This window comes from Methylophaga sp. OBS1, from assembly GCF_026319365.1.
The window spans coordinates 825,405-845,523 of the sequence record NZ_JAPDMS010000001.1 but is presented as its reverse complement, the minus strand read 5'-3'; the positions used below and the strand labels follow the sequence as shown (position 1 = coordinate 845,523).

Annotated in this window: 13 protein-coding genes and 1 pseudogene; 2 read left to right on the top strand and 12 right to left on the bottom strand. The window is 49.8% G+C overall.

Annotated elements, in window-relative coordinates:
* Positions 1-166: 166 nt before the first annotated feature.
* Entirely contained in the window at positions 167-1,660 is a 1,494-nt protein-coding gene (locus OMQ46_RS04100) for an alkaline phosphatase D family protein (protein WP_266235607.1), read from the bottom strand.
* A gap of 166 nt (positions 1,661-1,826) precedes the next feature.
* Between OMQ46_RS04100 and OMQ46_RS04095 the strand changes: the two genes are divergently transcribed.
* Complete coding sequence (locus OMQ46_RS04095) at positions 1,827-3,233, top strand: TonB-dependent receptor (protein ID WP_266235609.1); 1,407 nt, start codon at positions 1,827-1,829, stop codon at positions 3,231-3,233.
* Positions 3,234-3,298: 65 nt separating this feature from the next.
* Here OMQ46_RS04095 and OMQ46_RS04090 read toward each other — a convergent pair whose 3' ends face one another.
* The 5 genes and pseudogenes from OMQ46_RS04090 to OMQ46_RS04070 all read right to left on the bottom strand — a co-directional run bounded on the left by OMQ46_RS04090 (position 3,299) and on the right by OMQ46_RS04070 (position 10,993).
* Complete coding sequence (locus OMQ46_RS04090) at positions 3,299-5,221, bottom strand: Cache 3/Cache 2 fusion domain-containing protein (protein ID WP_266235610.1); 1,923 nt, start codon at positions 5,219-5,221, stop codon at positions 3,299-3,301.
* A gap of 106 nt (positions 5,222-5,327) precedes the next feature.
* Entirely contained in the window at positions 5,328-6,116 is a 789-nt protein-coding gene (locus tag OMQ46_RS04085; protein ID WP_266235611.1) for a DUF6671 family protein, read from the bottom strand.
* Positions 6,113-7,032 (bottom strand): annotated as a pseudogene (gene cysD, locus OMQ46_RS04080) (sulfate adenylyltransferase subunit CysD). The gene OMQ46_RS04085 and the pseudogene cysD overlap by 4 nt, the downstream one beginning before the upstream one ends.
* Positions 7,029-9,422 carry a YbcC family protein gene (locus OMQ46_RS04075; RefSeq protein ID WP_266235612.1) on the bottom strand — a complete coding sequence of 798 codons (2,394 nt, stop codon included), beginning with the start codon at positions 9,420-9,422 and terminating at the stop codon, positions 7,029-7,031. The pseudogene cysD and the gene OMQ46_RS04075 overlap by 4 nt, the downstream one beginning before the upstream one ends.
* On the bottom strand, positions 9,419-10,993 hold the full coding sequence (locus OMQ46_RS04070; RefSeq protein ID WP_266235614.1) for an NADH-quinone oxidoreductase subunit L: 1,575 nt from the start codon (positions 10,991-10,993) through the stop codon (positions 9,419-9,421). The genes OMQ46_RS04075 and OMQ46_RS04070 overlap by 4 nt, the downstream gene beginning before the upstream one ends.
* A 92-nt stretch (positions 10,994-11,085) precedes the next feature.
* Between OMQ46_RS04070 and OMQ46_RS04065 the strand changes: the two genes are divergently transcribed.
* Positions 11,086-11,970, top strand: coding sequence for a LysR family transcriptional regulator (locus OMQ46_RS04065; RefSeq protein ID WP_266235616.1), 885 nt, complete (start codon positions 11,086-11,088; stop codon positions 11,968-11,970).
* A 105-nt stretch (positions 11,971-12,075) separates the two neighbouring features.
* Here OMQ46_RS04065 and OMQ46_RS04060 read toward each other — a convergent pair whose 3' ends face one another.
* From OMQ46_RS04060 to OMQ46_RS04035, 6 genes are all read right to left on the bottom strand, one after another.
* Positions 12,076-13,017, bottom strand: coding sequence for a TonB family protein (locus OMQ46_RS04060; protein WP_266235617.1), 942 nt, complete (start codon positions 13,015-13,017; stop codon positions 12,076-12,078).
* A gap of 106 nt (positions 13,018-13,123) precedes the next feature.
* Positions 13,124-13,534 (bottom strand): ExbD/TolR family protein, encoded by a 411-nt coding sequence (locus OMQ46_RS04055; RefSeq protein WP_266235618.1) that lies wholly within the window; start codon positions 13,532-13,534, stop codon positions 13,124-13,126.
* A gap of 29 nt (positions 13,535-13,563) precedes the next feature.
* Positions 13,564-14,043: a MotA/TolQ/ExbB proton channel family protein gene (locus OMQ46_RS04050; RefSeq protein WP_266235620.1), complete on the bottom strand. Its 480-nt coding sequence runs from the start codon at positions 14,041-14,043 to the stop codon at positions 13,564-13,566.
* A 533-nt stretch (positions 14,044-14,576) separates the two neighbouring features.
* Positions 14,577-18,068 carry a TonB-dependent receptor domain-containing protein gene (locus tag OMQ46_RS04045; RefSeq protein ID WP_266235622.1) on the bottom strand — a complete coding sequence of 1,164 codons (3,492 nt, stop codon included), beginning with the start codon at positions 18,066-18,068 and terminating at the stop codon, positions 14,577-14,579.
* A gap of 111 nt (positions 18,069-18,179) precedes the next feature.
* On the bottom strand, positions 18,180-19,169 hold the full coding sequence (locus OMQ46_RS04040) for a FecR domain-containing protein (protein WP_266235865.1): 990 nt from the start codon (positions 19,167-19,169) through the stop codon (positions 18,180-18,182).
* A 36-nt stretch (positions 19,170-19,205) separates the two neighbouring features.
* Positions 19,206-19,742: a sigma-70 family RNA polymerase sigma factor gene (locus OMQ46_RS04035; protein WP_266235626.1), complete on the bottom strand. Its 537-nt coding sequence runs from the start codon at positions 19,740-19,742 to the stop codon at positions 19,206-19,208.
* Between the last annotated feature and the right edge of the window lie 377 nt (positions 19,743-20,119).

Below are 20,119 nucleotides of genomic sequence, written 5' to 3'. Positions count from 1 at the left end.
TAGGATAAACTAGCCTCAATAAGATTGTGTGAAGACGCGATGACGGCATCGGCGAACTTAAGCATTACCCGCCTCCATGCAGTTTAATCCCGGCGCTGATAACACGACTATTACTTACAGCGCTACCCCGCACCTGAGCCGAGCTCCTGCTAAAGCGATTGAATAACTAGACCAGCGGATAACTGGGCTTGTTTGTTTTGCTTTCACAAATCCAGTTTACCCAGAGTTTCTCGTCTGTCCCTGCTTCCAGCGTGACATAATTTCTGGCCCGAATATATTTATCTGAGCTGAACGGCTTTAGCATGGAGATTTTAATCGTTCTGTCTTCGTTCAGAAACTCATCATCATCGTTAGTCACCGCCATAATACCCAGCCAGGCAATCCGGCTGGGAGAGCTGTGCACAACACCCGATGACACTACCTGATGGATTTTTATTGGCCTGGCTGTTTTGCGAGCGTCGTTGATGATGCCAAGGCAACCCAAATGCACGTCGCCTGAGAGAATGACGGTTCTGTGCTGTTTGTTATCAGCCCGTTTTTCAGCATTATTCAGCAGGCGCATAATCAACCTCGCCCGCTCGCCCTGATGCTCTTTGGCGCGCCAGTGATCTTTGAGATCATCCGTGAGCTCCTCCTCCCAGGGCGTGACGTCAAAGCTGGACTCAGTCAATGAAAAGTCTCGATAAACGACAGGCACTGCAGACAGTACCAGGAGATCGCCCGCATTGATTTGACTATCAAGATGATCATTAACGGCCTGCCACTGCTCATTACTCATTACCTGTTCCCGTGTACGTTCAGCCCGGTTATCCAGCGCCAGCAGATGATAGTTGCGGAAAGAGAAGCCAAAGGCATAATGATTGGCGCTGTTATCCAGCAGACTCTGATTAGCATTTGAGCGGATCTGAAACAATTCAAAGTAGCGCCTGGCAATACTGTATATCCCCTGGTAAACCTCACAGTTTTGCATCGGTTCCGGGAAGCTGCCCCAACCATCAAAGATATCGTGGTCGTCCCACATCATCACACTGGGGATTGAAGCCAGCATCAGTGCCATAGCGGGGTTGGTCCAGCGCTCGCAGTATAGTTTCTCGTAAAAGCGTTCAACTTGATCACGCATTGTGGTATTGAACTTACGCGTGATTTTGTCGGCTTTGTCGAGCATGGACCATTTCTGCAGCTCAGGAACCACAGACCAGATTTCATCAGCGTAGAGCTGGTCTCCTCCCATCATCAGCAATGAAAAAGGGCGCTGGTAATGCTGGCGCTGCATCTGTTCCCAGAGTGCATAAGGTTTCTCAGTTTTGGTCAGGATATCGGCACTGGAAAAGCCATTGCAGGAGGTGTAGGCAAAGCGCGGCTTTTCAGCGGCGGCAGGTACATAGAAAGTCCAGCGATCACGCTGGTGAATATCCGTTGCCCGGGTTTCGTTTAAGCTGATGGTGTAGCCAACAAGATAATTTGCCTCTCGGGGCGGCAGCTCGACTTCAGCGCGCCAGAAAAAACCTTTGGGCGTTTCGGCCTGTCGCTGTGCTTCAACCGACTGGTTATTAAAACTGACGGTCGCTGTAGTCACCGACTTGTCAGATAAGAAGCAAACGGTGTAAAGCTGATTGGACTCAATGCCAAGCAAGGGTCCGGCAGATAATTTAATGGCCATATTCTCTCCCTGATTTTATGCATTCCGATCACAGGATAGCGTGACAAACAATGCGTATTTATTCCAGTGAAAGGGCCCGCTTTTTTTGCGGTTGGCTCGGCCCTGTTATAGTCACTCCACTAAGGCGTTACACTTGATAACTGGATCGCAACTGAAATGAGGCCCTATGGAACAGAATAAATCGCTCTCCCCGGGTGCAAAAGCACTTGCCGTTAATCTGGATGAAATTCGCTATGGTTCATTTGCCGAAATCGGTGCTGGACAGGAAGTGGTACGTTGGTTTTTCCGGGTCGGTGGCGCCGCCGGCACGATTGCCAAAAGTATTTCCGCCTATGACATGAAAGTCAGCGATGACATCTACGGCAAAGCCCCGCGCTATGTCTGCAGAGAGCGGCTGGAAGACATGCTTGATCTCGAGTATAAACTGAATATTGAGCGCCTCAGCGAACAGCGCGGAGAAAACACGGCCTTTTTTGCTTTTGCTGATACCGTATCCGCCCGCAACTATCATGGCACCAATGAGTGTCACGGCTGGCTGGGTATCCGTTTTCAGACTGAACCAGAGGCAGCGCCCAGCGATATCGTCATTCATGTGCGCATGCTGGATAATGAAAACGCGCTGCAACAGGAAGCACTGGGCATTATTGGGGTGAACCTGATCTATGGCGCTTTTCACCTCAGTCATAACCCGGATCTGCTGGTCAAGTCATTGCTGGATAATCTGACTACGGATCGTATTGAAGTCGACATGATTGATCTCAGCGGCGATGCCTTCCTGCACGTCGACAATCGTGTGGTGAGTTTAAGACTGGTTCAACTGGGGCTGAGTGATGCCGCGATGTTCTCGGCTGACGGTAAAGTGCTGCAGCCTTCCGAACACCTGCGTAAGAAAAATGTACTGGTCGAGCGTGGCCGCTTCCGTCCGGTGACCCATGTCAATATTGATATGCTCAATGCGGCCCGGAAACAGTTCGAAGCAGAGGATGATTCGGCGCCGGATGAAACCATCTCTATCATGGAAATCACCATGCATAACCTGCATAGTGGTGATGACGGCATTGACCTGGAAGACTTCATCAGCCGGGCCGATGTGCTGGAAGCCACCGGCCACACGGTCATGATTTCTGACTATCCGGAATATTATCGCCTCGCAACTTACCTGTCCCGCTACACCAAGCGCCGGATTGGGATAACGATGGGGGCACACAGCCTGATCGAACTGTTCGAAGACAAGTACTACAGTGACCTGAAAGGCGGGATTCTGGAAGGCTTCGGTCGGTTGTTCAAAAACAACGTCAAGCTCTATATCTACCCCTACAAAGATGCTGCGACGAAAACACTGTATAAAGTCGATAATCTGCAGGTTACTGAGCAGCAGAAACATTTGTATCAATACCTGAAACAAAATGATGAGATTGAACAGATTCAGGAATTCAACGAAGAATATCTGGATATCTTCTCTCCTGAAGTGCTGAAGATGATCACTGATAATAAGCCGGGATGGGAGCGTCTGGTGCCGGATGTGGTGGCTGATAAAATCAAGCGCCAGCAACTGTTCGGTTACAAGCCCTAGCTTTCCGTCAGCCTGAAAAAGCCCTCATTCGAGGGCTTTTTTTACGTGCACTGATTGTGACATTATCAGGTTTTATATTGAGACATCATGTCACTGATTGCCAGTGCCATACTTTGCAGCTTCTGGCTGGCTTTTGATGTTTCTGCTGCATAATCAGCACTCTCGCGCGCATGCTCCTTAATGCTCGTGACATTGCGGCTGACCTCCTCAGAGACTGCGCTTTGCTGCTCGGCAGCACTGGCTATTTCACTGTTCAGTCCGTGTATCCTATCTGCAGCCGATAAAACACCCTCTATAGCGGCTATGGCTGTCTCGCTGGATTGTACATTGTGATTCGCATGCTCAATCTGCATCAGCATGGTCTGTGACACTTTGTCCACGTCCTCATGCAAGCGCTGAATCAGTCTTTCAATTTCCCCGGTGGAGCTTTGTGTTTTACCGGCCAGGGATCTGACTTCATCCGCTACCACCGAAAAACCGCGCCCTGATTCACCGGCTCTTGCCGCCTCAATGGCCGCATTCAGTGACAGTAGATTCGTCTGCTCAGCGATACTATGAATCACCTCGGATACCTGTCCAATGTCCGAACTGGCTTTTTTAAGTGATAACAGGGTTTGTTCTGACGCTTTGATTTCATCCGCCTGGGATTTCAGCGAACCGGCCATCTCCTTCAGGAATGTTGAGGCTTCAGATGCCTGTTGTTGTACCTGGTTAGAGGCCTGCTCCCCGGACATTGTACTCTCTGCAACGCTCTGTGCAGTGGCACTCATCTCATTGACCGCTGTCGCCGCTTGCTCAGTTTCCTCGGCCTGCTCTTTACTGATTCTGTCTGCGTCCTGAGCAATTTTATTGAGCGACTCAGCAGAATTGACCAGTTCCCTGGACTTCTCCTCTACTGCGACGATGGTTTTCCTGACACGCTCTAGCAGACTGTCAAAACCCTTCGCCATCAGACCAAATTCATCTTCGCTGCTGGAATTAAACCTTTGTGTCAGATCGCCCTCGCCCTCGGTAATAGAAACCAGTGCTTTCGTGGTCTGACTCAGCCGGCTGATCACGACACGCTGTAGTAGCAGATAAACCAGCGCGACCACGGAAAACCCCAGTACGGATGCCACCACGAAATACATCAGGGCTTTTTGCCACAGCAAGCCGGTAATGTCTTCTTCTGAATAGGCGACGACAATCTCATAGCCCCATGGTGTGAAGGATTGCCGATCGACACGCCAGCCTGATCCCGGGTTGTCGATCACTGAACGGATAAGCGCCTCAGTCTGGTGCGCAGCATGTTGGCGGATTTGATTGTTACCATCTACCAGAGCGATAAATCCCTGATCCAGCAGTCGCCCGGAAGCAATCACCGCATTGACTTCCTCCATGTTGACCTTGTAACCGACATAAGCAATGCCGATGACTTTCCCCAGGGCATTTTTCAGGGGCTCATAACCCGTAAAATAAGGCTCTCCCAGGATGTCCACCACACCATAAAAAGCGTCGCCCTGTCGGATCTGTTTGATGGCCAATCCATTGGGATCAAGGATGGTGCCGACTGCACGCTTTCCTTCTTTCTGAACGTTGGTACTGACCCGGACGAAATCATCATTATGTTTACTGAAAATCGTTGCAGTGCCACCGTTAAGCTGAGTCACCTTATCCACCAGCGCATAGTTCAAAGCCTGCGGCTCACCCCCAAAGCTGATATCCGTGACGCTATTGCCGTTGACAGTGATCGAACCTGATTGTGAAATACGGCCTTTGCTGCGAATCATCTCCAGGGTAGAACGCATGCTGCTATTCACCTGATCCAGCATCAGGTTGTTGATCACATTCAGCATGTTCGCCGTGGAATTAGTGAGTTGTTGTGACTGGGCGGAAAGGCGTTTATGCAGGGATTGATTTTCTGAATAAGTTAAGCCGGCAACCGTCAGCATGGCCAATAACAGCATGCACGAAGCCAGGGCGATGAGGAATTTCTTTTGTATGCTCACAGGTGCGCTCTCTCGGTAGTGATGGCTCAGGCCATTCTTTAGTTATTCACTACACAGGGTATCGCCCTGATTTCAAGCAACTTTAATATGCAGACAACGGCCTGATTCAGGGATTACACTGATCACAAAAACGTTCATCACCGCTGACAAGCACGGTCTCAGTGTCCCGGTAACCACAGGATTTGCAGGTGCTTGTGAGCGCTTTGACTTCATTAGTCGGGTAACCACACTGTTGGCAGGCCGGACCATACGCCTTTTCATCCGGCCAGAAATCGATAGCGTCGCACTGAGGACATTTGGATTGAATACGCTCAGCGAGGTTCAGTGCCGCCTTCTGGATCATGAGCTGTCTGAGTGGTGAGTGCATCGCTCTTAAGTCGGGCTCCAGTTCGACGGGCCATTGGGTGAAGGGAGCCTGATAAATACCTGCCACCTCATCTTGCGTGAGCCCTTTGAGAATACCGTCCGGGCATCGGACAATCCATCGCTGCTGCTGAAAATCCGACATTTTGCTGACCAGCTCGTCGATATTATCGGCTTTGATGGCCCTGATCGCAGTTGGGCCCTCAGCAGAGGCGTAGACGACCAGTTCCGGCTCTTTCTGGTACAGGCAGATAATCTCCTGATTCCAGTTCATCAGACCACCAAGCGGTCCGCCACCGAAACTGCCCTCACTACCCAGCCCCATGTTGAGACCGCTCATTTCAGCAGCTTTTTTGGCCTTTTCCAGCGCGCATTCACTGGGTGTCAGGACTCTTTCAACTTCTCCGGCAAAAGTCCCCAGCGTGTCGGTATCGAAAAAATCGATTTCGACCAACTCAATACCGATATCGTACAAAACAGGCGCCAGCTGTTGAGATTTACGATGCCTGGTAAGCAACGCAGCCGTTTTCAAAAATACCCCTCCTGTTTTTTCCGCTCCATGGAGTTGGCCTGGTCTTTATCCAGCATGAGTCCCTGCCGTTCACTGGTTCGGGAATTAATCATTTCAATAATGATATCGCCCACTGTTTAAGAACGGCTCTCAACTGCGCCTGTCTGGGGATAACAGCCCAGCGTTCTGAAGCGTATCCAGCGTTCTTCAATGCTCGCTTTTTCCGATTCAGACAGGTAAGGCAGGATACGCTCATCATCCAGCCCCAGAATCTGGCCAGTGCCCTCATCGACCCAGGAAAGTCTGGGCCTGGCGAAATAGAGCGGCACGATATCAATGTTTTCTCTGAGGATGTACATCCAGATATCCAGCTCAGTCCAGTTCGATAAAGGAAAGACTCTCACTGTCTCCCGCGGGTTCAACCTGGTGTTGTAAATATTCCAGAGTTCAGGACGTTGTGCTTTGGGGTCCCAGCGGTGGGTGGGGCTTCGGACCGAAAAATGCGTTCCTTGGCTCTGGAGCGTTCTTCGTCACGGCGCGCTCCACCCAGGGCAGCATCAAAACCGTGTTTATCCAGCGCCTGTTTCAGCGCCACCGTTTTCATCAGGTCGTTATAGACCACTGAGCCTGATTCAATCGGGTGTACCCCTTCAGCCAATGCAGCCTCATTCACATGAACAATCAGATCCAGGTCGTGCCTGTCGACCAGCCGATCGCGGAAGCTGGCCATCTCGGCAAACTCCCAGGTGGTATCAATGTGCAGTAACGTGAATGGCACTTTACCGGGCGCGAAAGCTTTGCGGGCAAGATGCAGCATGACGGTTGAATCCTTGCCGATCGAATAGAACATGCAGGGATTCTCAAAGCCTGCGGCCACCTCACGCATAATGTGAATACTTTCGGCTTCCAGTTGCTGAAGGTGGTTGAGTGACTTCATTTCGCCAGCTCCCACTGATTACCTGGCAGGTATCGTTCAATCACGTTGTCATCATCCCAGCAGAACAGGAACAGCCAGTTGTTATCGACTAACTGCCTGACGGTCTCATGGTCCGCGATGACTCTCTCTATCGCGGCTTTGGGTGCCGCAATATAGACATTGAGACGCAGGGGCTGATGACGCCATTGATTGCCGTCGTGGATCGACTGATATGACAAGCCGATACGCAAGTCACCGCCGTTGCCCTCAAAAACCCCGATGTGCTGATTAACCGCATTGTGAAGCAGCTTGTTGCCACTGCCGAAAAAGTTGTTATCCGCGACAGACAGGTTGTATTGCATATTGATCCAGTGAGTCACCACCATGGGGGCGGTCATGATCTGTTCCAGTAAGGCGGCATCCGGATCCTGACGCCAGTCGTAATCATGTAGAAATACCCGACCATCGAGCGGCAAGGCGCGTGTGCGATCACGCGGTGCTACAATAAACGCAGCATTGTTGGCCAGTCCCCATTCCGGGCGGACTTCAGACCAGTCTCTGGCACGGTTTGACAGTGCTTTCTCCAGTTTATGGTCGTCAAGCTCCTGCAATCCCGTCTCCATCGTCGCTACGCGTTCACGGCGCGTGGCGTTGGAAGCCTGTTTCAACCAGCCCTCGATCTCCGTGTCGATTTCCCCGAAGCAGCTCACTTCATCGGTGGTGGTGTTATGTAAACCGGCAACAAAACGCGTCTGTTCTGGAATCTGAATGCCCGCTTCTGCCAGCTTCTGTCTTATGACCGCATCATTGAGCAAACTCGCCAGCACACGAACATTGACCTCACCGGTCTGGCCGCCACAGGCACCGCAATCCAGACCCGAGGCATGGAGATTATTGCGGGTCTCACTGCCATGACCGAGCAGGAGTACGGTCGGAGCAAACTGCTGGGTCAGTCCCATGCCCTTCAGAACGCCACTGACCAGACTGGTTTTCTCCTCAAGACTGAGCGGCTGGTCCTGGTTCAGCAGTTCCCAGTCATGATGGTGACTGAGTGAATCAATCAGATTCTCTTTTTTCTTACGCAGAAAATTGTCCTTGAGCAGCTTGAACGCATAAGTCCAGCCCACCGTTTCGACCATGGTGAACGCTGAGACCGAGGAATTGCCCCAGCTCTTCCAGTGGCTCAGCGTGTGCAGGTTATGAAGCTTATCCTGACTTGCTTTTTTCTCACTGACTCTGATCGCCGGTGCAACCAGACCCGGTAACTGAGGACGCACTGTCGGTGTCTCTGCGGGCTGATAACTGATAGGCAGGCCATAGAAGCCGGCAAAGCCGATGGTCTGAATCGCTGGACTCTGATTTTCCAAAGCTCTTCTGAAACGTTCGGAACGAACATCGATGCAAAACGCGGCCTGCAACACAGGCGTATCCTGACCGGATCGTGCTGAAGTTTTCAGGATCTGATGCAGCTTTTTCTGGTATTCCAGTTCCGCCGCATGCGTCCAGGCCCAGAAATAACGCAAATGCTCAATATGCTCATCAATGAGCTCGTTAATTTGAAACTTCTGTTGGGCCCAGCGGGCTTCCAGGGTGCGAAAGTCTGTGGTCTCGTTTTTCTTTTTTAGCTGACGCCAGACAACCAGGTCCCAGGCCATTCTGATCGCGAGCAGTGACTCCACATACTGGCTGTCCTGTCCCTGCAGTTGTTTTTCCCAGCGCTGCCAGGAGAAATAGCTGGCCCAGCCATTGATACTGAGAAGCAGTTTGTGTGCGTATATCTCCAGATCGTAGTTGCTGAGATCGAGTTCAGCGGCGACTTCGGCAAACAGGGTATCGAAATCACCAGGCAGATCGACGAAGGCTTCCCGCAGATGCTTCTCCCCCATCAACAGAGACATACCATAATCATGCGTCGTGAAATCCAGCCAGCGGGCATAGAGACTTTCCAGGTTGTCCGGGTGCTGATTGATAAACTCACCACAAAACTGGCTGATTTGATGGATAGTCTCGTCCTGCCAGCGCATTTTGTGGTGGTCGCGACTCAGATCTGCAATTTCAGCGATACTCAGCCAGACAGCCGGGGAGGATTGCTTCAGACCGGCTCTCAGATCAGGAATGTCAGTGCTCAGCTTATAAGCCTTTGCGGCTGCAATAAGTGATGATTCGGAGATAGTGCCATTATCAAAACTGGCCAGCAGTTCATCCGCAGACAGGGTCGTTTTGACACCGGCCAACGCCGCGTACCTGGCTGAGACCAGTTCGATGGGATGATGACGACATTCCCACAAGGCATTGACAGCGATGAAACGGTCCAGTGGCCAGTTGGGCGCAATCTGTGCGCAGGCATGACGAATAGCTGCAAGCTGCTCGGCACTTGCTTCCCTGTTGAACTCAGCTTTGGCGTCAATCATACCCAGGACTCCTCAATAGATTGTTGTTCGGTCTTGTTGTGCTGAAGTTTCGGACGAAGCACGACAGGCCAGAGCTGAAGTGTCAGGCGTGTCATCATTTCATCCAGATACAGGCCGGAGAATAACCAGCGATAGAGGGTTTGTGTCTGTTTGGCTTGCGGGAAAACCCGAATCTGCACCGTCAGGATAAACAAGGCCAGCACCAGCGCCATTAGCCAGATATCCATGGCTGAGAACATGCCGGTCACTGGCAGTTCAGCTATCAGATTATCAAGCAGCGCCTTGCCGCCAAGATAGAAACCGACTAACCCTGCGGCGATGAACACTGCAGACAGACTGGCCAGTGACAGCCCCTGTCTCAATGCCGAGACCAGATACAGCGCCAGCGCGGCGTTCACCAGCAACCAGATGCTGAGAGGCCCTTGATAAGCCGTCAAAAGAGGAATGGATGCCGTCGCGACGACAGCCAGTGACAAACAGACAAGTGCCGTATCAAACGTCACTTTTTGCTGTGGTGCCAACTGCTTGAGCGTGTAATCCTGAACCGCTTCACCGGTACTCAGGAATGCATAAGCCTTATATAGCGAGTGCGTCAGAAGGTGTAGCAAGGCAAGCTCATACAATCCCAGGGCACATTCGATCAGCATCAGTCCCATCTGGGCACAGGTCGACCAGGCCAGCCGGACTTTGAGGCTGATTCGGGTCACCATCACCAGCGCACTGATCAATGTGCTCAAGCCGGCCACCACAATCAGGGTCCATTGGGCGACCGGTGCCAGTGCCATCAACGGCGCAAAACTGATGAGCAGAAAACCGCCCAGGTTGATGATACCGGCATGTAACAGCGCACTGATAGGTGTGGGTGCCTCTACAACCTGAATCAACCAGCCATGCAGCGGTAACTGGGCACATTTTATCAAGGCAGTCTGCACGAGCAGGAAAGCCGCCGCTTTTTCGACAAAACTCAGTTCGTGGCCGGGTGCGACACTGAGGTAGTAGTCCAGAACGGCGTTGAGCTGGAATGTACCGTGCTGATAATACAACAGCAGCACAGCGCCCAGCAGACAGATCTCGGCGACCCTGGCTAGAATAAATTTCTTGTGCGCAGCCAGCACAGCGCGGGGTCTGTCGGGATAAAACAACAACAGGCGATGGAAACACAGACTGATCGAGACCCAGCCCAGCCATAACAACAACAGATTATTACTCAGCACAACCACAGAAACTGAAGTCAGACTCAGTAATAACCAGCGCCAGAAGCGGTCAGAGCGTGCTTCTGAACGGATGTATCGCTCAGAAAATTTAATCAGAATCACAGCCATGAAGCTGATCAAAAACAGGACCGTAAGATTGATGCCGTTCATCGCCAAAATGCCTGTCGAAGCCTGGTGAGAAAGCAGAAAATAACTGGCTGTGACAATGAACATCGAGACTATGATAGCGAGGGAGACTGTTCTCAGTATCCTGCGGCGTTTGTTGTCAGAGAGACCCGGGTTGCCGGCCAGCCAGGCACCCATGGCTAAAACCAGAGGGATAAGAATGGATAAGTGAGACGAGATGAATTGATTCACAGGCATACCTCCTTTGCTGGCAGCAGTATGTCAAACGCGATAACATAAATAAAATAGATAATAATTAATAAATTAATAAGTTTTGGTTAACCATGGCTAAAATTAACTATCATCATCTTTATTACTTCTGGCGGGTTGCGATCTCAGGCAGCATCACGCGAACGGCGGAAGAGTGTCACGTGTCGCAATCAGCGCTGTCACAGCAAATCAAACAGCTTGAAACCACCATGGACGTACAGTTATTTGAACGCGTGGGAAGACAGCTTGTCCTGACCGATACCGGCAGGAAAGTGCTGAGTTACGCCGATGAAATCTTTACCACCGGTGAAGAGCTGCAATCCTTTCTGAAGAAGGGAGAACTGGCGACACAACGTCATATCAATATCGGCGTACTCACTACCCTGTCGAGAAACTTCACCGAATCCTTCATCAGTCCTCTATTACAGGAAGCCAATGTCAGCTTTACGTTGAGTACCCGGGGGATGACAAACCTGTTGAATGGTCTCAGCAGCCACGAACTCGATCTGGTATTGACCAACCGCTCCGTCAGCCAGCAGAACGACGACGCTATCTGGCAGAGTCAGCTGGTTTCAAGGCAATCCGTCTCTATTATCGGACCTGCTGAACTTAAACCCGACACGACATTCCCGGACGGCTATGACGGCTTGAAGTGGGTTCTGCCTACAGGCATCACAGAAATCCGTTCTGCCTTCGATGCCTATTGTTCGACAGTCGGTTATAGTCCGGCAGTGATGGCAGAAGCCGATGATATGGCGATGCTGCGCCTATTGGTCAGAGACACCGGGGCGGTTACCGCCCTGCCTTCAGTTGTGGTCAAGGATGAAATCGCTAATGGCCGATTAGCCGAATACCAGGTACTGCCAAATGTCTATGAGCACTTTTACGCCATTACCATTCGACGCACCTACGTACCAGAAATTGTGACGGATCTGCTGAAAAAGAATATGGTGGATTGACTGCGAGACTCGTTCAGGCTCTTAACCCGGGGCAATTACTCAATGTGTAATCATTAATTGCCATCTCAACCACCCCGGCCAGATAGCTGGCATCACACTCTCGACTCAACTGGTCAGTTTAAAATCGACTGGCACAACAACAGAGAAAGTCTTTCCAGCCAGATCGCCTCGCACGGGGATGGCTCTGACTGCTTTTTCCAGCATCTTCCTCGCCGCCCTGTCCAGCACTGCATGGCCACTGCCCGGATTGACGATTTTAATCTCTACCAACTCACCTTTCACGAACTGCACGTTGACCAGCACGATGCCTTCCAGATTCCGGCGTATCGCCAGCTGCGGGTATTCCTTATTCTTGGACACCATCGCATACAGCAGTTGCCCATAGCCTTTCCAGGCCGCATTACGATCAACCTCGCCGGTACTGACATTACCCTGGTTCCTTGAGTCTGTGTCTTTGCCGTTAGTGCTGGCACTGGTCGCATTGGGATTAGTGACCTCGGCTGTTGTCTCGGCGCTATTCTCTGTCACAGTCTGATCCGGCGCGGTGTCAGCCTCGACAAGCTCGGTGGCAGGCGGCGCTTCTACCGGCTCGGGCTCAACCTTTTCTTTCACGGGTTCCGGCTTGGGTTTCGGTTTTGGATCTGGCTTGGGCTGTGGTTTCGGTTCTGGCTTCGGCTCTGGTTTTGGCTTCGGTTCAGGCTTTTTTTCCGGCTCGGGTTGTTTCGGTTTCTCGACTTCAGGCAGCGCTGGCGATTCCGGCTCGACTTTGGGTTCGACCTGTTCCACCTGCTCCGGCACCAGGATCTGATCCGGTTTCTGCAGCTCATTTTTAGCTGTCAGCAATGGTTTGCTATCAATCGGTTTTGGCTGCATGACTTCCGGCACCGGCGGGGGTGGCTCAGGTTCAGGCATGGGCTTAGGCTCGGATTCCGGTTCTGGCCGTAGCTGATTCACTGACACGACGATTTTCGTAGGCGCTGCCGGTTGCGCCGATTGCATGGAAGGCATAAAGGCCACTATCACCAGCAGATGAATCAACAGTGCCAACAGAAAGCCGGGCCATAGTCGATCAGCCCCAATAGCACTTGATGATGATAAATCTGTAACCAGGGCAGTCATAAAAAGACCATCTGAACAAAGGCCGCTTTCAAACTCACTGCCCCGTCTCAGGCTGCATCACAAAGGTGAAATTACTGATACCGGCACGCTGGATCGCAGCCATCACATCAGCCACCGCGCCATACTCGGCCTTTTCGTCAGCAAAGATCTCAACAATCTGATCCTGATTAGTTGCTGCCACCAGTAGCCTGGCATCCAGCGAATCAGGCGTCACCGGTTCTTTATCAAAAAAGGTACTGCCATCCTCGGTGACACTGATAGTGACAGACTCAGGCTGCGTCACCGCAATATCTGCTGTGGCCTTGGGTAAGTTCAGCGGCACCGCATTCATCAACAAAGGCGCCGTCACAATAAATATAGTGAGCAATACCAGCATCACATCCACCAGCGGGGTGACGTTGATTTCGCTCATCATGTTTTCACTACCACCGCTATTCATTGCCATGGCGTTTGCCTCTTATGAATAATGAAAAATCAGTTGCCGGTTTGTCTGTTGGAAATCGCACCGGACTTAAGGGCTAATAACTGAAAAGCGGAGGCGAAATTATTCATCGTCGCTGATGACAGACGCACCTTACGCAGAAAATAGTTATAAGCCAGCACCGCCGGAACCGCCGTGGCAATACCAACCGCTGTCGCAATCAAGGCCTCGCCAATCGGCCCGGCCACCACATCCAGACTGGCCGAACCGGAAGCCGTGATTTCTTTCAGCGCATTCATAATCCCCCACACCGTACCGAACAGACCAATAAACGGTGCCGTGGAACCCACGCTGGCAAGAATCGACAAGCCGTTTTCCATCCGGGCCTGCTCCACATGCGCCTGCTGCTGCAATGCGTGGTTCAGAATCTCCCGTTTTTCATCGTTACTGACCTTGCCCTCCAGCGTCTGAATTAAATCCAACTCAGTCAGCCCAGCATGGCAAACACGCGCTAGCCGACCTTTTTGATTCATCTGCGCGTCATCAAGCTCCCTTATGTGGTTAGACTCGGAAAAGCGCCTGAGAAAAACCCTATCTGCCCTTGCATAACGCAGGAACGTGACATATTTGGACATGCCCACTGCCCAAATCAGGACGGATAAAAAGATAAGAAAGATAAGCACGGATTCAACGATATTCGGCGCAGTGATATCCATTGGTGATTTTCCTTAGTGATGATTGGCAGATTGAGAACACACACGGCTAAACTCTGGGAAAGGTGGCGTCTCTACTAACCATGCCAATTAAGAAAGACAAAGTGACAACGGTCACCCAATCAAGCATCCGGCTGCATAAGTTGCACTACTAGCAAAAAGAGGATGAAAACAGCAATACAAAGGTATTTGATTAACTTCAAACTCAACCGGAATTTACGGTGAATATCCATATTCATTTATCCAGGTATGTGATGCCAGCAGTCATTTCATGAGCTGAGAAATAACGATTGAAGAAAAAATGCTGACCCTCATTACATCAAGAGCCAGCACTGAGAGAGACCTATCATGAACTAGAACTGCCAGTGCATGCTTAACCAAGCTCCTCTTGGGGCGCCGGGAGCGACAAAGTTTGTACTGTTCCATTCCAGTGAATTATGGTTATAACCGTCAGGTCCAACAGCACCATAGGTTGCAGGAGAGAAAGGGTTTCGACCCAACATTCCAGCTGTAAAATATTCTTTATCGAATATGTTATTTACAAGTAAATTGACTCTGAAGTTGTCTGTAAAACGATATGTGCTCTGTAAGTTAAAAATCATGTATCCAGGAACTGTGCCGGGATTGTTGGATGCTTTTCTTGGAGCTGTCTCCATACTTCCAGAAACTTCAACTGACTCATAGACAACTTGGCCGGGACGATGTTTGTTATTTTCATTCCCGCGAACATAGCTCTCTGAGTGTGCTATTGCTGTCAGGCCTACCTGCCACTTGGGTGTCACGTCATAAGTTACTGTCGCGTTGAGATTATGCAATGGCACCCCCGGCATACGAGCTCCGGGCTCCACATCAATCACTCGACTGTAGTTATTGTTTCCAGAAAATCCTTCATATGAACTACTGTTATCATGCCCACCAGTAGTGAAATTATCTTGAAATGTCGCCTCAGTTAACGAGTAGTTGATGCTAAATCCCCATTTATTTTTTTGACCTGAAATACCTAGCTCCAAGCCTTGTCGTTGAGTTTTCCCAATACTGTCAAAAAAATCCTGTCCTCCAAAAAATGAGACTAGATATATATCATCTTTGATGTTTGTCTTGTATGCAGTGACATTCCATTCAATAAAATCATCAATGTATCCCCGAAGGCCAACTTCAAATGTCTCGGCTTTAATTTGTGGCAGATAAGGGTCACCTGACAGTGTCGAAGGTAATGAGCAACTTCGTTTCTCCGCAAGACTTTTGTACATATTATTTGGCGAAACAGGTGTTTTATCTAGTGCACAACCAAGTTCAATCACAGATGGGACACGCACCCCTTGAGCAAAATTTGCATAAACATTGAGCTCATCCCTAGCTTGCCATGCCACGCCCAGAGAAGGATTTAAAGAGTAGTAGCTAAACTCTTCGGTTTCCCCACGGTTAAGAAAATTGAGTTCGTCAGGAACGACGTATCCAGTAGGGCAATCCTCCCCCGGTGCACATGCGTCGTAGGCGTTAGGGTTGGCTTCATATCTCGCTATACTCGAAACATAACCTCGTCCCCATGTTCTGGATTTGATACGGTTTTCACCATGCGTATCATTATATCGGGCTGAAAAATTAAAGTGCCACGTATCTACAGGGCTCCATGTTTCACTGAAATAGATACTCTTAGTAAGTTGTTCACCATCAAAGTTATTGTTGGCGATAGGCCTGTCGGCTGCAATATACTGGTCCCTGATTTCATCCGGTGCAAAATAAAACTCACGATCAGCTGTTAACAGACCTAACTGCTGAGTCGTAATGTATTCAGCATAGGGCCGGTCAACAGACGCTCCGATCATAAATTTGTGCTTGTCTGTGTTCCAATTCAATTGAATCGAGGCCCCATCAGTGAGTTGGTTAATTGTGTTATCTGTAAGAATCGCTGTCGGAGTGCCATCGACAAATCCCGGTGCTGTCAGGGCGTTATCTCCACCGTCTACAAACTGTCTCCGGTTATTTTCATCTTCCAAATAAATATCCTCTTCTGCTGTAACAAGAGTATCCCCAATACATGTATCTGCGTTCCTGGGATTTTTAAAAACAAGCGCGTGTTTGACTCCGTCAGGTGTGTAATAATAGAAGTATGTTTGCCCGAAATATGCAGAGAATAAAGGGTCTACGTTTTTATATTGTGAAAGGATGTAAAGAGGTTCAAACTCATAAGAAAATTCCGAGTTTGAATAGGAAGTTCGCTCTCCAGGAGGAAGCGTTTGGTATCCTTGCTCATCAACAGAATTAAGAAACAAACTATTCTCATGGTTTTTTTTCTTGTGGAAATTATCTAGCGCCATCTCGACATAATAGTCAGGAAGATCAGGATTGATCATCGATGAGTCGAGAGTTGCAAAAGCTTCCTCGAAGTCGGTCTTTTGCGTGAATTCATAATATGGAGATGATGGGTCAAGAATCGAAAAGAAATCGCCATTTGGCAAATCGAATACAGCATAATCTGGAAGGCCATATTTGTTATTAGAATCAAATATGCAAGTAAACTCTTCTCCTTCATCTAAATTACGTTTTACATATTGATCTTCGAAATCGGTATAAACGTCCGCTCCCTGTGACTCACGTTTACTCTTCCTACGATAAACCTGTCCCGTGATACTAAAAGTGTCATTCACTTGATAGGCGCCAGATAATTGAAACTGTTGCAACCTGTTCTTAGTAACGTCTGGTGATGTAAAAACACGTTCTCTATCAGCAGCATACTCTTCGGTTGGAATCAGACCATTCCCAACCAGGCTTGTATCGACAATCAAAGTACTAAGGTGAAGATCTAATTTCTCACCTCGGTAACTCGCTTTACCAAAAAACTGATTCACCTTACTGGGTGAATTGTCACGCCAGCCCTCCTCATCAAAAAAGCTACCAGCACCAAACAAACCTACAGTCCCGTTATTCCAGCCTTTTTCTGCCTGAACCTGTTTGCGCCCAAATGAACCACCAAGAACCTGAACATCAGTGCCAGTGTGGTTAAACCCATCTTTTGTTTTTAAGGCAAAGGACCCCCCCAACGTATTCAAACCAAAGATAGGGTTAGAACCGGGAAACACATCAACACTAGCAATAGCATTCATTGGCATCATGTCCCAGTTAACGACATCACCAAAAGGCTCATTCACTCTTATACCATCCAAGAAAACACTTAAACCTTGCGGAGTACCAATTTGAGGTCCTGCCGTAAAACCACGATATTGCAAATCCATCTGGAAAGGATTGCTTTGGTAGTCGTTGACTGTAACGCCCTGAAGTTTTGAATTAAAAAGGTCTGTCATACTGATCGAGTGAGACTCCCTGATCTCCTTTGCAGAAATACTTTGTACGTTACCCGGAATTTCCTCCTTGGTCAGACCCAGTCCGGGTAAGGGACCCACTTCATAAAAGCGCTTCGCACGCACTTTAACGGTATCCAGAATCAGACGGTCCTCCCCCAATCCAGGTAATCCTTCCTGCCCCGGCACCAGGAAATAACCGCCAGCCTGATCATCCACCACTTGCAAGCCACTGCCTTGCAGTAGTTTTTCGAAACCTTCAGTAACCTTGTATTGCCCTTGCAGCCCATCGGTGCTTTTGCCGTCAGCTAAGGCCGGGTCGAAGGTTAAGCGCACACCGTTCTGGGCAGCATAACTGGAAATCGCCGTGCTCAATGGACCTGCAGGTATATCGTAAGTTGTTTCTGTGGAAGTAGATTCAGGCGCATCAGCAGCAAAGGCGGTTTGCTGTATATCAACGAGTGGCGTTGCCCCGAGAATGGCCAGGGTGATACTAAGGTGGAGGATTTTCTTGGGGCTGATCGCACCCGGATTAACTGGTTTCACTTTTCTCTCCCGCTATATTTTTTGGCTTTTATACTGGTTATGCCAATCGAGATTGGAAAAGTGTCAGTCGATTTTGAAAAAATTATTAATTTTTGAAATTCAACGTTTCATCTAGCCAGACTCTTTCTGAGCTGGCTTTATCATGGTCCAGTAACGGGTATGGCTCTCGACCTGAATCGGCAGAATCTGGCTGATGCTGTTCAAGGTGGCATCCGTGTCAGTCAAAGGGAAGGCACCTGAGATAGTCAGATCAGCAATAGCCGGGTCACAACGTAAAACGCCGGTATGGTATCTGGAAAGTTCATCGACAAAGGTTTTCAACGGCATTTTGTCAGCAATAATAAAGCCCTGTGTCCAGGCTTTGGCTGAGAGGTCGAAAGCCTCTTTTTCAGGGAGTTTATTACGTGTGAATGAGACTTTCTCACCCGCGTTAAGCCTCACAGAGTGTGAACTCACGTCACTGGCCTTAACTTCGACCGCATCTTTGAACACACCCACCTGACTCTGCTTGTCATGAATACGCACACTGAACTGGGTGCCGAGTGCGGTGGCAGAGCCATGTTCGGTTGTGACGATAAAGGGGCGATGTTGCTCGACGGGCTGCTTGGCAGTTTCGATGTATATTTCACCCTGAAGCAGTTGAATATGACGGTATTGCTTATCAAACTGCACCGCCACTGTTGTATTGGTATTCAGCACCAGTTTGCTGCCATCCTGTAAGGTGACATGCTTTATTTCACCTTTGGCTGTAGCGAAATCAGCCATCAGTCCATGCCAGGGTTTGTGCTGATAGGCGAGCCAGCCACTGGTGCCGACCATAAACAAAAGGCTCAGGTGTTTGATAGCACGACGTCGTTGCTCAGCGAAAATGGCGTGCCTCTCATGCAGTGGACGATCCAGCACAGAAAGACTGGCTCTGCTGTCGAGCCCGGCAAAGCGTCCTGTCACCGATTCCACTTTTTGCCAGGCTCGCTCATTTTCAGCAGAGGCTTTGAGCCAGTCTTCCCAGTCCCGGCGATCTCCGTCGGTGGCCTCGCCAGAAGTCAGCAGCACGTACCAGTTAGTGGCTGAGGTGAGTGGGTTGGTGGTCTTCGGGTTCATTGTCATTTTGCCAATATGCGGGGGTTGGCTGGCGTGCTAGGCGAATTCGATACAGTGCAATAAAGCTTTGGCAATGTATTGTCTGACCGAGCTGACCGAAACCGACAGACGAGAGGCAATTTCGGCGTGACTGATCCCTTCAAGCTGGAACCAGAGGAACGCACTGCGAATATGATCCGGCAGACCATCAAGCATCTCGTCGATCTTAGTCAATGCTTCTACCATCATACAGAGCGTCTCTGTCGATGGTGACTCAGCTTCCGGCAACTGGGATAGTGCCATGAGATAAGCTTGTTCAATATCCCGCCGACGCAGATGGTTGACCATGATGCCATGGGCAATAGTAGTCAGAAAGGCGCGGGGTTCTCTAATGTCGGACAAATCATCTTTCTGCAATACACGGGAAAAGGTATCGTGCATCAGATCCGCGGCGTCATCACTGCAACCCAGTTTTCTTCGCAGCCAGCTCAGGAGCCAGAGATTATGTGAGCGATAGAGATCGCCGACGGTCTCATTTTTGACTGACGCTGTCGTGTCATTATCTACCTGCTGATGAATAGATGGTGTATTCATCACACACTCCCCCAGAGCCTGGCTAGCTCAGCAAAATAATTGATTGACTCCAAGATGTGATGAAATTCACACAACTTGTTTCCGTTAAATTACTACTTGCAAACCCTCATTAAACATAGGAAAAAATCCTGAAATTTAAATTTCTGGGTTTACGCCAGGAGTGAGTCGTCTTTTCCGTAGGTAGCAGGCTTGACCGATATCATCTTCAAACTCAGCATCGCTTTCCCTTCTGGTCAGCGGCATCGGATCTGGCCACCTTCGGCAGGTGGAGGCCGGTTAGATGTGCGATTCAGTGTCATTGATCGTCGCTGAAAAGCCCGATCACCCGGAAACGAGTTGAATACGCTGAATGAGCCTCGCAGAGGACATTAATATAA

What these genes read in the sequence shown, in the direction of transcription:
- OMQ46_RS04050 (WP_266235620.1), bottom strand. Translation starts at nt 14,043, where the DNA reads ATGAATCAAAAAGGTCGGCTAGCGCGTGTTTGCCATGCTGGGCTGACT.
- OMQ46_RS04100 (WP_266235607.1), bottom strand. Translation starts at nt 1,660, where the DNA reads ATGGCCATTAAATTATCTGCCGGACCCTTGCTTGGCATTGAGTCCAAT.
- OMQ46_RS04095 (WP_266235609.1), top strand. Translation starts at nt 1,827, where the DNA reads ATGGAACAGAATAAATCGCTCTCCCCGGGTGCAAAAGCACTTGCCGTT.
- OMQ46_RS04065 (WP_266235616.1), top strand. Translation starts at nt 11,086, where the DNA reads ATGGCTAAAATTAACTATCATCATCTTTATTACTTCTGGCGGGTTGCG.
- OMQ46_RS04055 (WP_266235618.1), bottom strand. Translation starts at nt 13,534, where the DNA reads ATGGCAATGAATAGCGGTGGTAGTGAAAACATGATGAGCGAAATCAAC.
- OMQ46_RS04035 (WP_266235626.1), bottom strand. Translation starts at nt 19,742, where the DNA reads ATGAATACACCATCTATTCATCAGCAGGTAGATAATGACACGACAGCG.
- OMQ46_RS04075 (WP_266235612.1), bottom strand. Translation starts at nt 9,422, where the DNA reads ATGATTGACGCCAAAGCTGAGTTCAACAGGGAAGCAAGTGCCGAGCAG.
- OMQ46_RS04040 (WP_266235865.1), bottom strand. Translation starts at nt 19,169, where the DNA reads ATGAACCCGAAGACCACCAACCCACTCACCTCAGCCACTAACTGGTAC.